The organism is Streptomyces dengpaensis (assembly GCF_002946835.1).
GTDB classification, from domain to species: domain Bacteria; phylum Actinomycetota; class Actinomycetes; order Streptomycetales; family Streptomycetaceae; genus Streptomyces; species Streptomyces dengpaensis.
In genome coordinates this window covers 605,599-617,852 of sequence record NZ_CP026652.1, presented here as the reverse complement: position 1 = coordinate 617,852, position 12,254 = coordinate 605,599, and the positions used below count along the sequence as shown (strand labels likewise).

General features: G+C 70.7%; 15 protein-coding genes. 3 read left to right on the top strand and 12 right to left on the bottom strand.

The genetic code is table 11. The features are described from left to right. Positions 1-24 precede the first annotated feature (24 nt). The 3 genes from C4B68_RS02955 to C4B68_RS02945 form a co-directional block, all read right to left on the bottom strand. On the bottom strand, positions 25-441 hold the full coding sequence (locus C4B68_RS02955) for a Zn-ribbon domain-containing OB-fold protein (RefSeq protein ID WP_099501251.1): 417 nt from the start codon (positions 439-441) through the stop codon (positions 25-27). A 196-nt stretch (positions 442-637) separates the two neighbouring features. Further along, positions 638-1,309 (bottom strand): TetR family transcriptional regulator, encoded by a 672-nt coding sequence (locus C4B68_RS02950; protein ID WP_167459275.1) that lies wholly within the window; start codon positions 1,307-1,309, stop codon positions 638-640. Positions 1,310-1,522: 213 nt separating this feature from the next. Further along, positions 1,523-1,882 carry a luciferase domain-containing protein gene (locus tag C4B68_RS02945; protein ID WP_099501248.1) on the bottom strand — a complete coding sequence of 120 codons (360 nt, stop codon included), beginning with the start codon at positions 1,880-1,882 and terminating at the stop codon, positions 1,523-1,525. A 326-nt stretch (positions 1,883-2,208) separates the two neighbouring features. Between C4B68_RS02945 and rpmF the strand changes: the two genes are divergently transcribed. Next, the gene (rpmF, locus tag C4B68_RS02940; protein ID WP_099501246.1) at positions 2,209-2,379 is read left to right on the top strand and encodes a 50S ribosomal protein L32; all 171 of its coding nucleotides are present in this window, start codon (positions 2,209-2,211) and stop codon (positions 2,377-2,379) included. Positions 2,380-2,489: 110 nt separating this feature from the next. Here the strand turns inward: rpmF and C4B68_RS02935 are convergent, their stop codons facing one another. From C4B68_RS02935 to C4B68_RS02920, 4 genes are all read right to left on the bottom strand, one after another. Further along, positions 2,490-4,952, bottom strand: coding sequence for a SpoIIE family protein phosphatase (locus C4B68_RS02935; protein WP_099501244.1), 2,463 nt, complete (start codon positions 4,950-4,952; stop codon positions 2,490-2,492). A 112-nt stretch (positions 4,953-5,064) separates the two neighbouring features. Further along, the gene (locus tag C4B68_RS02930) at positions 5,065-5,571 is read right to left on the bottom strand and encodes a methylated-DNA--[protein]-cysteine S-methyltransferase (RefSeq protein WP_099501243.1); all 507 of its coding nucleotides are present in this window, start codon (positions 5,569-5,571) and stop codon (positions 5,065-5,067) included. Positions 5,572-5,704: 133 nt separating this feature from the next. Further along, a complete protein-coding gene (locus C4B68_RS02925) occupies positions 5,705-6,400 on the bottom strand; it encodes a nucleoside/nucleotide kinase family protein (protein ID WP_099501619.1) in 696 nt (231 codons plus the stop codon). 47 nt (positions 6,401-6,447) lie between these two features. Then, on the bottom strand, positions 6,448-6,768 hold the full coding sequence (locus C4B68_RS02920; RefSeq protein WP_099501241.1) for a DUF6191 domain-containing protein: 321 nt from the start codon (positions 6,766-6,768) through the stop codon (positions 6,448-6,450). Positions 6,769-6,832: 64 nt separating this feature from the next. On the opposite strand from C4B68_RS02920, the gene C4B68_RS02915 reads away from it, so the two are divergent. Beyond that, the gene (locus C4B68_RS02915) at positions 6,833-7,228 is read left to right on the top strand and encodes a YybH family protein (protein WP_099501239.1); all 396 of its coding nucleotides are present in this window, start codon (positions 6,833-6,835) and stop codon (positions 7,226-7,228) included. 115 nt (positions 7,229-7,343) lie between these two features. Here C4B68_RS02915 and C4B68_RS02910 read toward each other — a convergent pair whose 3' ends face one another. The 5 genes from C4B68_RS02910 to C4B68_RS02890 form a co-directional block, all read right to left on the bottom strand. Beyond that, positions 7,344-8,546: a serine hydrolase domain-containing protein gene (locus tag C4B68_RS02910; RefSeq protein ID WP_099501237.1), complete on the bottom strand. Its 1,203-nt coding sequence runs from the start codon at positions 8,544-8,546 to the stop codon at positions 7,344-7,346. Positions 8,547-8,729: 183 nt separating this feature from the next. Next, on the bottom strand, positions 8,730-9,533 hold the full coding sequence (locus C4B68_RS02905; protein ID WP_099501617.1) for a CAP domain-containing protein: 804 nt from the start codon (positions 9,531-9,533) through the stop codon (positions 8,730-8,732). A 116-nt stretch (positions 9,534-9,649) separates the two neighbouring features. Then, the gene (locus tag C4B68_RS02900) at positions 9,650-9,916 is read right to left on the bottom strand and encodes a DUF1232 domain-containing protein (RefSeq protein WP_099501235.1); all 267 of its coding nucleotides are present in this window, start codon (positions 9,914-9,916) and stop codon (positions 9,650-9,652) included. Positions 9,917-10,017: 101 nt separating this feature from the next. After that, a complete protein-coding gene (locus C4B68_RS02895) occupies positions 10,018-10,398 on the bottom strand; it encodes a hypothetical protein (RefSeq protein ID WP_099501615.1) in 381 nt (126 codons plus the stop codon). 308 nt (positions 10,399-10,706) lie between these two features. Next, positions 10,707-11,630, bottom strand: coding sequence for a MurR/RpiR family transcriptional regulator (locus tag C4B68_RS02890; RefSeq protein ID WP_099501233.1), 924 nt, complete (start codon positions 11,628-11,630; stop codon positions 10,707-10,709). 215 nt (positions 11,631-11,845) lie between these two features. Between C4B68_RS02890 and C4B68_RS02885 the strand changes: the two genes are divergently transcribed. Then, positions 11,846-12,244 (top strand): hypothetical protein, encoded by a 399-nt coding sequence (locus tag C4B68_RS02885; protein WP_099501232.1) that lies wholly within the window; start codon positions 11,846-11,848, stop codon positions 12,242-12,244. The last annotated feature ends 10 nt before the right edge of the window (positions 12,245-12,254 follow it).

The following is a 12,254-nucleotide window of genomic DNA, read 5'->3' as shown; positions in this document are numbered from 1 at the left end:
CGGGAGGGGCGTCGGCCGGGAGTGTCAGACCCAGCCCCGGTAGGGGCCGTCGACCAGCTGGAACACCGGCTGTCGGCGCACCGGGTCCTGGGCGGTGGCGAGTTGGACGCGGTCGCCGCTGTGGACGTCGCCGGGCACGCCCATGACCCTGCCCCGGACGGTGAAGCCCTCGGTCATCTCGATGAGGGACACGTTGCGCGCCGCCGGGGTGTTGCGGTGGATGACCGTGGAATGACGCACGATGCCCGTCCCCGCGCTCGCTTCCGTCCGCAGGTCGCTGCCCGCGCAGACCGGGCAGAGGAGGCGCTGGTACATCGCGGTAGCGCACCAGTGGCAACGCTGGAAGAGGAGGGCGTCCGCCTGCTGCTCCGCAGGGACCGCGTCGAGTACGTCCGGCGCGGTTCCGGGCTCCGGATGAAGGGCGGTTCCTGGGTGGTACACGATGTCATCTCCCTGCGCTCGGCCGGAGTTTGAAGGTGCCCGGATCGCCGTGCACGACCCCAGACTATGGCACTCAGTGTCACCAGTAAAGGCACTCGGTACCCTCAATCCGGCCGGAGTGGCTCTCGGCCGGATCGGAGTGCTCCTCAGCCCGGTCGGAGCAGGGGCCATCAAACTGTCGGAGCGGTGGGTGTGATCAGTCCCGTCCCAGCGTGGACTCGATTTCCTGGACGACCCGCCACATCGGCGCTCCGCGCCGGGAGATGACGACGACCACGTCCTCGCGCTCCTCGGCCGCCGTGTCTCCGGGCGGGCTCCCGAAGGTGTCCCGCGCGTACCCGAGCGCGTGGTCGACCGCCGCCGTCGCGTCTCCCTGCCCGTCCGAACGCAGCCAGGAGCGCAGGGCGTTGTTGTGTGCGGCGACCACGGCCGCGGTGATGACGTCGGCCCGCAATGTGCCGTCGGGCAGGCCGGCGAAGCGCCCGCGCAGATACTCGGCGAGGGCGCGTTCGTAGCGCCAGACGACCGACAACTCGTAGGCGCGCAGGCCCGGGACCTTCTTGGTGAGGCGGTAGCGCTGGACGGAGAACGTCGGGTTCTGGGCGTACATGCGCATGACCAGCCGGGCGGCGTCGCAGACCCGCTGCACCGGGTCGTCGTCCGCCTCGGCCGGGTCGCCCAGGAACGCCTTCATGTCGGCCAGGCAGCGCTCGTGGTCCGGGAAGACCACGTCGTCCTTGGACGGGAAGTAGCGGAAGAACGAGCGGCGGCCGACCCCGGCGAGCGCCACGATGTCGTCGACCGTGGTCTGCTCGTAACCGCGCTCCAGGAACAGTTGGAAGGCCGCCGCGACCAGGGCGTCCCGCATGGGCGGCTTCACGCTCGTCGCGTCGGCGGGCTCGCGGAGCCGGGGTCCCTCGTCCATGGACGGAAACTAGCATCTCGAAGCGAAGGGGATGGCACTCAGTGCACACGAAGGAGGGAACTCAGTTCCTTGCTCGCGGCCTGAGCCACATGAAGTCGCTCGGCGGCCACATGAACCCGCTCGGCAGTCACACGAACCCGCTCGGCCTCGGCGCGTTCATGGGCGATCATTGCACCCCGACGCCGGCCCATCGCCCGGAACCGGCCATGACTGGTGGGCCTTGAGGGCAACGCTCACCAGGGTCAGCAACAGGTCGATGTCCGAGTCGACTTCGAGGTGGATGGTCACCCAGCGCGAGCCGGGCACCATGCGGACCGCGGTCGAGTCCCTGAGGTGGTCCTCGAAGCGCCGGATGGCCCGGTCCGTGAGGTGCAGGTCCACGTCGCGGTCCGTATGGAAGTGGATGATCTCGCTCTGGGCAGAGCACAGGGCCCGCCCCGTGCCGCAGCTCGGCCGGGCCTCCGCGAGGTCCGGCCAGTCCGCCAGGCGCGTCATGGCTCTCAACGCCAACGTCATGTTGCCATCATGGCGAGCTCACCCCCTGGCCACCAAGACTTGGGGAAGTCGTAACTGGGCTGTAGCGCACGAATGTCCGGATATACGCGCGAACGGTATGGCTGTTCGGCTTCGGGCCGTCCGGTTCACCCGTCCGTGGCTGACGGTCCTGGGGTGCTCGGCCTTCCGGAGGGCCGGGTCTGGTCGGCCGCCGACTCGACCCACCCGTAAGGCTGTCGATGTTCAGATTCCCGCGGCTGCGTGCCGTCGACAGACAGGCTTGGTAATGGGATCCATTTTCATATAGCGTACGGGCTCCATCAGCTCATCCATCCAGGAGATCCCCCATGGCCGTCCCCAAACGGAAGATGTCCCGCAGCAACACCCGTCACCGCCGCGCACAGTGGAAGGCCACCACGCCGCAGCTCGTGCCGATCACCGTCGACGGCTCGTCGTATCGCGTCCCGCAGCGGCTGGCCAAGGCGTACGAGCGCGGGCTGCTACGCCCGGAGGGCTGATGTGCGCGCTGCCCTCGGGGCGACCGCCGGCTGAGCGCCGTCCCGCTCGCGCGCGCTGACCCGGTAGGTGTGTGGGGGCCGTTCGGCGAAGCGGCCCCCACGCGCGTACGTCAGACCGGTGGCTCCGTGAGGGACTGCTCGGCCCAGATGATCTTCCCGTCCGGGGTGTAGCGGGTGCCCCACCGCTGGGTGAACTGGGAGATCAGGAAGAGACCGCGGCCGCCCTCGTCGGTCGTCTTCGGATGGCGCAGGTGCGGGGAGGTGGTGCCGCCGTCGGACACCTCGCAGATGAGGGCCTGTTCGGTGATGAGCCGCAACCGGATCGGGCCGCTGGCGTGCCGGATGGCGTTGGTGACGAGTTCGCTCACGATCAGTTCGGTGGTGAAGGCCAGCTCGTCCAGGCCCCAGGCCGTCAACTGCGCGGTCGTCGCCTTCCGCGCGTCGGCGACGACGGCCGGGTCGACGCGCAGGTCCCAGGTCGCGACCCGCTCGGCCCCCAGACGCCGGGTGCGGGCCATCAGCAGCGCCACGTCGTCGTACGGACGCGTCGGCACGAGCTCGTCCACGATGGTGCGGCACCGTCCGTCCAGCGGCTGCGGTTGCGCCGCCAGCGCGCGGCGCAGCCGTTCCCGGCCCGCTTCCGGGTTCCGCCCCGTACCAGGTGTGGCGATCAGACCGTCGGTGTGCAGGGCGAGCACGGTGCCCTCCGTCAGGTCCAACTCGACCGATTCGAAAGGCAGTCCGCCCATGCCGAGCGCTGGGCCGCAAGGGAGCTCGGCGAACGTCACGGTGCCGTCCGGGGCGACGATCGCGGGTGCGGGATGGCCCGCGCTCGCCATGGCGCACCCCCCGCTCACCGGGTCGTACACCACGTACAGACAGCTCGCGCCCACTGCCTGCATGCCGCTCGTATGGGTGTCCGCACCCGAGCCCTCCTCGCGGGCGGCGCGGCTGACCAGATCATCGAGGTGGGCGAGCACCTCCTCGGGGGGCAGGTCCAGGTCGGCGAGGGTCTGCACGGAGGCCCGCAGCCGTCCCATCGCGGCGGCGCCGTCGATGCCGTGCCCGGCGACCTCGCCCACCACCAGCGCCACCCGGGCCCCGGACAGGGGAATGACGTCGAACCAGTCGCCGCCCAGACCTGTCAGTTCGTCGGCGGGCCGGTAGCAGGCCGCGACCTCCACCGCGTCCTGCTCCGGGAAGCCGTGCGGGAGCAGGTTGCGCTGCAGGACGAGGGCCGCGTCGCGTTCGCTGCTGTAGCGGCGGGCGTTGTCGACGCACAGGGCGGCCCGGGCGACGAACTCCTCGGCGAGGCTCAGGTCGTCCTCGTCGAACGGGTCCTGGCGGGTGCGCCGGAAGAACGTGGTGATGCCCAGCGTGATGCCCCGGGCGCGGATCGGCACGATCATCACGCTGTGCAGCCCGAGGTCGAGGAAGGAGGCGGCCCGGCTCTCGGGCGTGCCGGTGGCCCACACCGTGGCCAGCGGATCCAGCCGCTCCTCGCGCCAGGACTCGCCGTCGGCCAGACACCGGACCGGGGGAGACCCGGCCAGATAGGCGGCCACGTCGCCGATGTCCACGACGGTCTCGGGGACCCCTGCCCGTACGGACTGCTGTCCGGCGCGCCGCAGTGGCACCGCGTCCGCGTCGCTCTGCGGACCGGGCGGCGGTTCGGCTCCCTTGAGCACGGACTCCAGCAGGTCCACCGTGACGAAGTCGGCCATCCCGGGAACCGCGACGTCGGCCAGCTCCTGGGCGGTCTGCAGGACGTCCAGGCTGCGGCCGATGTGGTCACCGGCCCGGTCCAGGAGGGCGAGCCGCTTGCGCGCCCGGTGGCGCTCGGTGACGTCGACGACGGTGTAGTACACGCCGATCGGGTTGCCGTGGTCGTCCTCCAGCCGGATGAACGACATCGAGTGGGCCGACTCGCGGTGCGGCGCGGACTGTACCCGGCCCACATGCTCGTAGGCGACGACCGACTCGCCGGTCTCCAGTACCCGGCGCATCTGCGCTTCGAGCCGCTCGGCGTCCAGGCCGGGCTGGACCTCGGCCAGCCGCCGTCCCAGGCGCTGCTGGGGCGGGCCGCCGCCGAACTGCTGAAGCGCGGCGTTCGACCACACATACCGCAGGTCCGTGTCCACGATCGCGATGCCCACCGGCGAGCGCGCGGCCAGCCGCTCCAGCACCGACCGGCTCATGTCCCAGCCCGGACCGTCCCCCAGATCGGCGATCAGCACCACCCAGCGCGCCGGGTTCCCGCGGTGCTGCACCGGAACGACCCGAACCATCATCAGGACCGGGTGCCCGTCCCGGTGGCGGGCGGACAGCAGGCCGGTCCAGCTGCTCTCCTCGCGGCACCGCTCGACCAGCTCCGGGATCCTCGCCGCGTCCTCGGGGACAAGCAGCTCGGCCGCGCGCCGTCCCAGCACGTCGGCGGCCGGATACCCGAGCAGCCGCTCGGCGTCCGCGGTCCAGCTGGTCACCGCCATCCGGGCATCGAGCAGCAGTGGCGCGGCGTCCGCCATGTCGAAGCGTCCGCGGGCCAGCACGTCTCGTTCCTCGCTCGCACCCACTGCGACCCTCTCCGCTCCCCGAAGGTGGTCTTACCCCGTGACGCCCATTCTTCACGTTGTACGAGCGGGGTACGGGTCGTGCGCAGAGGCTGCGCGTCGTGCCCGGCCTTGATCAGAAGGGCAGGGGCACCTTCTCCAGATCCAGGAGCTGCCGCTTGCGCTCCAGGCCCGCGGCGTACCCGGTGAGCGCCCCGTTCGCGCCGATCACCCGGTGGCAGGGGCGTACGACCAGCAGCGGGTTCGCGCCGATCGCCGTACCCACGGCGCGTACCGCGGCCCGCGATGCGCCGATCCGCGCCGCGACGTCGCCGTAGCTGAGCGTGGTCCCGTACGGGATGGCCTCCAGGGCCTTCCATACCCGCTGCTGGAAATCGCTGCCGCGCGTGACGTACTCGATGTCGAAGTGCGTCAGCGTGCCGTCGAAGTAGGAGCGCAGCTGGGCGGCGATCTCGGCGAACGCGTCCGCGTCCTCGACCCAGCCGTCCTCGACGGCGACTCCGTGCTTCTGGCCGGGCATGGACAGCGACGCCAGTGCCGTGCCGCCCTTCGCGGTGGCCGACTCCTCGCCCACCAGCAGCAGCTCGCCCAGGGGGCTGTCGATGGTCGTGCAGACAGTCATCGGAGGTGTCCTTTCGAGCGTCTTCCGGCGGTGTCGACATCGCCTCACCAGCTATTTTGCCGCCTGCCCGGCACTGCGTCCGGCGGGTTTCGGACACGGACGTGCCGCGCTCGCCGGACCAGCGGCTCGGCGTTCACCGCACCGATCGGCGATCCCGCGGGCGATGAGCGTGGGGAACCGGAACTGGCGCTCCACCCTCGCTTACCGACGCTCCGACGACCAGGTCGGCGCGGTCCCGTGTCGCGGCGATCAGGTCGGCGTTGCGCTGGTCCGTGCCGAGCACCCATGCCACCGCCGTGTCGCGGTCCTTGCCGAACTCCTCGTGCCGGTCCACAAGTCGCCGTACGCGTTCGGCCTCGTCGAGCTCGCAGAACCAGACCTCGTCCAGCTGCGACCGCGCGCGAGCCCAGGCAGCGTCGCGAAGGAGGAGATAGTTGCCCTCGGTGATGACCAGCCGGGCGGTGCGGGGCACGGGGATGGCGCTGGCCAGGGGCTGTTCGAGGGTCCGCTCGAAGCCGGGCGCGTAGACGAGCTCGTCCTCGTTCTCGCGCAGCCGGCGCAACAGTGCCGCGTAGCCCGCCGCGTCGAACGTGTCGGGGGCGCCCTTGCGGTCGCGGCGGCCGAGTCGGTCCAACTCGACGTCCGCGAGATGGAATCCGTCCATCGGCACGTGCGCGACCCAGTCGGGCCCGGCACCGTTCAGCCGCCGCACCAGGCGCTCGGCGAGCGTCGTCTTGCCCGCTCCGGGGCTGCCGGTGATGCCGAGGAGGGCGCGCCGTCCGGGACGTACGAGCGAAGCCGCGCGCTCCAGGAGGTCGTCGAAGGTCATCTGCGCGCCGCCGGGCTTCCCGGCTTCCCGCTCCACCGCTGCCCCTCCTACTGCTCGGCCCGCGGCATCCGGACGACCGCGGTCCCGCCGTCCAGATCGACCGTCGTCCGGTTCGACGGCGCCCCGTCCTCCTCGTCGTCCCGCGTCAGCAGCGCCGACTGCCGTTCCTTCAGCTCGTTCTGCTTGCCCGGCGACAGACTCGCGTGCAGCTGTTCGAACCCCGTCGCGGAGATCTGGCCCTGGCGCGCACCATTGCGCCAGGGCAGCAGGCCCGCCAGGCCGGCCCGCAGCAGCAGCTGATCCGCGAAGGCCAGCACGGTCAGCAGGATGACCAGGCCGGGCAGGGTCATGAAGACGGCGACACGCATGGCCCCAGTATCCGTATGGAGGCCCGGATGGGAAGGCGCGGGCGGGACGGGGCAAAGATCGCCCATGAACGAAGACGAGCAGCAGATCCGCACCTTGATCGAGCAGTGGGCCGCCGCCGTGAACCGCGCCGACCTCGACGGCGTGCTGGTGGACCACGCGGACGACATGGTGATGTACGACGTGCCGCCGCCCTACGAGGGGGTCCATGGCATCGACGGGTACCGCGAGACCTGGCCGCCGTTCTTCGAATGGCAGTCACAGGGCGCGACGTTCGAGATCGAGTCCCTCGACATCACCGCGGGCGACGACGTGGCGTACGCGCACGCCCTCCTGCGCTGCGGAACCGCGAAGGAGTTCGCCGAGGATCCCGACCTGCGCCTCAGGCTCACCCTCGGACTGCGCAAGGAACACGGACGGTGGACGGTCGCCCACGAGCACCACTCGTTCCCGCGCGACTGACCCGCCGTAGGGCCGGTGGCGTGGCGCCTGCCACCGGCCGGCAGGGGTGAGGCGCGGCCCGCGAGGTCAGTCGCGGGCGATGGCGGGTGCGATGTCCTCGTGCTCCCGGACGGTTTCACCGCGTGGCCGCCTTGGCCGCGGACTTGCCGCAGAACGCGAATTCCAGGGTGCGGTACATGGTGTTCAGCACGGTGGTGTTGTTGGAGGTGTTGGCCAGCGCGGTGAGGCTGCGCTTGCCGTCCTTCGAGGTGAACGCGTACGTGTAGAAGCCCTGCACGGTGCCCGTGTGCCCGTACACCGAGACCCCGCACGACAGGTCACGGCGGCGCAGACCGAGGCCGTACTTCGTCGTGCTGTTGACCGTCGTCCACTTCTGCATCTGCGTCAGCTGGGCCGCGGAGGTGAGCTTTTCGCGGAGCAGCGCGGAGAGGAAGACGTCCAGGTCGTGCGCGGTCGAGATGATGGCACCCGCGCTCTGCGCCCAGGAGGCCGTCTGCCGGGTGGAGTCCACCAGGGCCTTGCCGGCCTCGTCGGGCTTGAGATAGCCGCGGGCGTGGCTGCCCGGGATCGCGGTGCCGGGGTGGACGTAGAAGGTGTTGGTGAGATTCAGCGGTTCGAAGATGCGGTTCTTGTATTCCGTGCCTACGGAGTGGCCGGTCAGCTTCTCGATGAGCATGCCCGCGACGACGAAGTTGGTGTTCGAGTACGCGTAGGCCGCGCCCGGCGCGTTCGTGCGCGGCTTCTTCAGTGACAGCTTCACCAGGTCCCGGTAGCTGAACACCTTGTTGCGCACGGACTCGAAGCCCGGGACCGTACGGGCGAACATGTCGTTGGTGTAGTCGTACAGGCCGCTGCGGTGGCTGAGCACATGGCGCACCGTGATGCGCTGGTCGGGCAGCAGCCCGGGCAGATAGCCGTTGACCGACTTGTCCAGCTGCAGCTTGCCCTCGTCGGCCAGTTGGAGCAGCACCACGGCGGAGAACGTCTTGGTGACGCTGCCGACGCGGAACCGGTCGTTCGTGCTCATGGCCCGTTTGGTAGCCCGGTCGGCGATCCCCTCGGACAGCCGGTGCACTCTGCCGTTGTCGTCGATCCGCGCCATCGCGCCCGGGGCTCCCTGCCACAGCGCCGTACGCAGCACTTTGCGCAGCCCCGCTTCGTCGGGCGCGGCCAACGCCCCGGCCGCCGCGACCTGTTCGGTGTTCGTACGGCCCTCGGCCACGGGGGTGGCTGCCTGTGCGGGGGCTGCCAGGAGGGACAGCAGAACCGCACCCAGGGCCGTACCAGCCGTACCTCTGCCTACCGTTGCTGAGACCATCTGATTCTTCTCCCGAGTTCCCTCTGCCGGTGCGCATTCCCGGCACGAACCGCGCCGCGAATGCGGGCGTCGGCACCATCTCTACGTGCTCGAGGGGCGCGTGGGCTGCATTGCCCGAGGGTGAATCAGAAACGGTGAATCAGAAAGGGCGCATCGGAAGGCGCGGCACGAGGGCGGTGGGTTTCAGCCGCCGAAGAGCTGCGTCCAGTACGTGCCCGCCTTGCCGCCCCCGGCGAGGCCGATGCCTATGTGGGTGAAGTCGGGTTTCAGGATGTTGGCGCGATGGCCGGGGCTGTTCATCCAGCCGCGGACGACCTCGGCGGGGGAGCGCTGCCCGCAGGCGATGTTCTCGCCGATGGTGCGGCGGGTGCAGCCCGCGGCTGCGGCACGGTCCCAGGGCCGGCTGCCGTCGGGGGAGGTGTGGGAGTAGAAGGCGCGGGCCACCATGTCGGCGCTGTGTGCCTGGGCCGCGGTGGTGAGCGGGGAGTCGGGCGACAGCGGTGGCAGGCCGCACGCCGTCCGCTCGGCGTTGGTGAGCGCGATGACCTCACTCGCCGTCCGCCGCAGATCCGCGGGACTGAAGGGCCGCGCCCACAGCGCCGTCCAGTACATATCGCCGGAGCGGCGGTCGGCGACGTAAGCCAGACCCCCCTGGCTGAACACGGGGTCGCACAGCGTGCGCCGGGACTGCTCGGCGCGGTGATGTGCAGGGTGGGCGCGGGCAGCCGGCTCAGGGTCGGCGGGGCTGACGACCACGGTGACGCGGCTCGCTCCGGGCCGCAGTCCCATCGGATCGATCGTCAGGTGCTCGCCCGCCAGCCGGGCGCCGGGCGCGCTCGGCTGGTTGTAGAACACGAAGTCGCCGTCGCCGCGCACCTTTCCGCTGTCGTCGGTGATGAGCGCAAACACATCGAAGGGGCCGGGCACCCCGAGGGTCAGGGTGCCGCCCGGCAGGGGCAGGTTGCCCCCGGGAACCAGCTCGCTCATGGTGCCCCCCGTCGACGCGTTGATTCGTAGCGACCTCTGGGCCCTGTCGTCACGGGCCGTCACGTGGTCAACGGCCCGCCGGTACGCGAGGGTTCCCGTGACCGGCGCGGCATCGATCACCGGGGTACGGCGCGCAGCGAGCGAAGGGCCAGGAGGAGGACGCCGATGTCGTCCAGATAGACGGGGTCGGGCAGCAGATCGACCGGCAGCACGAGATAGGCGACGGCGCCCCAGAAGACCCAGCGCGGCCCCGTCGGAAGCCCGGCCCGCCGCAGATCACGGCGGGCACGGACGAGCCGGACCAGGAGCACCAGCGCCATCCCGAGCGCGACGGCGCCCAGGACCGCGCCGATGACGACCACCGTCCAGAGCGTGGAATCCATGGGTCCGTCCAGGGCTCTCGGAGGACGGCCGACCGGGCGGGGCCGTCTCCCCTTACCTCTTCCCGCCCGCGCGGCTCGTATCGCCCTGGTCCGGGGCGCGTTCAGTTCCGCGTGGCGCTGTGGTCCACGAGAGCCTGGGTCACCGCGCGGATGCTGCGGGCGATGTGCTGGAGCTGCATGACCTCGGCGGCGTACAGCTTGATGGTGTGTTCGATGGCGCCCTCGTGCAGGCCGAGGGCGGGCAGTTCGGCCCGCGCGGTCTGCAGGGCGGTCCGGGCGACCCGGATCTCGTGCTGCACCTGGATCTGCGCGTGGCGGGCGAGGAGCACGGGGTGCTTGCGCAGAACGGGGTAGCTCGCGTAGCGGGCCGGCACCAGCTCACGCAGCCACGTGACCGCCGACCGCTCCCAGTCGAAGCTGCCAGGGGTCTTGACCTGGCGCGGCCAGTCCGAGGTGATCGGTGAGTAAGTCGTGAGGGCCATGTTCATCGCTTCCGGGTCACGTCGGCGGGGACGGGCGTGGGGGGAGTCTGGGACGGCCCCGGTCTAGGGGATGGCCGGGGCCGCCGCCACGGGCGCTCGCGCGAGCGGGGCCCGTCCGAACACCCGGGACCCCGATGCGGGTAGGAGCGGACGGCCCCGGGCGATCGTGGGACGTGACCCGGAGGCATCCTGGTCAACGATCCGCGAGAAGTATTTATATATGCGGCTGGATGCGCAAGAACATGAAAACATTCATGCGTGGTTTGTTGTGAATGATCCCGTGATGCTGTGGGGGCAGGCGGCGGACTTCAGTCCCTGAGGAAGAAGTGGTGCTGGTCGGCGACCTGCTCGTACTCCTCCAGGCGGGCCTGCGTCCGCTCCGGATCGGCGTCGGTCATGGCCTGCAGCAGCGCCGCCGACATGACGACGGGCGCGGAGTAGGAGTCGAAGACGAGGCGGGAACCGGTGCCGATGGTGAAGGTCACGTCGGCCTCGTCCGCCAGCGGCCCGAGCCCCTGGTCGGTGATCAGGGCCACCTGGAGACCCGCGTTGCGGGCGACGCGCAGGGCCGTGAGCGTCTCCTGGGCGTGCCGGGGCATCCCGAAGGCAAGCACCCAGGTGCCGCCCGCCTCGCGCGACTGGAGCAGCGCGTCGTAGGCGACGCTGCCGCCCCGGGTCACCAGCCGTACGTCCGGGTGGATGCGGCGCGCGGCGTACGCGAAGTACTCGGCCAGCGAGACGGAGATCCGCAGGCCCAGGACCGTCAGTGGCGTCGACTGCGACAGGGCCCGGCCGACGCGGATCACCTCGTCCGGTTCCGCGAAGTCCCGCCGCAGGTTCTCCAGGTTCTCGATCTCGGCGTCCACCGCGGCCTGCAGCTCGTTGCTCGTGGCCTCCGCGGGCGTGCCCGGCGTGCTGCCGAGGATGCCGAGCGCGATCGACTGGAGCTTCTCCCGTAGCGCGGGGTAACCGCTGAAGCCGACCGCCGCGGCGAAACGGGTCACCGAGGGCTGGCTCACCCCCACCCGCTCGGCGAGATCGGTGATCGACAGGAACGCCGCCTCGGTGATGTGCTCGATCAGATACTGGGCGATACGCCGCTGCCCCGGAGAGAGCCGGGGCCCGTCGAACAGCCCCCTGAGCTGGGACATCGGTGCCGCGCCCGCCTCAGGGCCGGTCTTCCCCGAGGTGATCGCAGATGCCTGCGCGCGTGCCTGCTGCGACGATGGCACCGATGCGCCTTCTTCTTGTCCCACAAGCATTCAACATAGCTCACGGACCGTGTTGACCTGGGCGTGTATCACTGCATGCGATGGGCGCGGCCCTCGTTTCGCCCGCCGCCTCGGGGTACCCGCGACAGCAGGACGGCCTGCCCGTACACGCGCGGCCGGCCTGCCCGTCCACACGCGGGGTCGGCCCGTCCGCAACCGAGAGGGAGAGGATTTCGATGAGTGAGGGTCCGCTGCCCGCATCGCAGGTTCAGGTAGTGCTCAGCGACTGCTCCGCGGAGGACGCCGGGCGCCTGTTCGCCGTGCTGTGCGGTCAATTCAGCTCCGATCGCTGCGCCGAGGACGAGCCGCACGAGCGCGCGGAACATCGCCCCACGGTCTGGTCCGGAACGTTCGACACGGCCACCGCGCCCAAGAGCACCGCAAAGCCCACCGCACGTCTGTCGGGTCCGGTGTCACTGGAGGCGCAGGGCACTCCGGGCGCCGTCCAGCGCCTCCGGGACGTGCTGGACGAGGCGTTCACCGTGCAGGAGAGAACCGAGGAGGCCGGTGATCAGGAAGTCCAGGTCCGGCTACGGGTGGACAGCACCCCGGCGCCCGCCACCGGGGTCGTATGAACGCCGACGC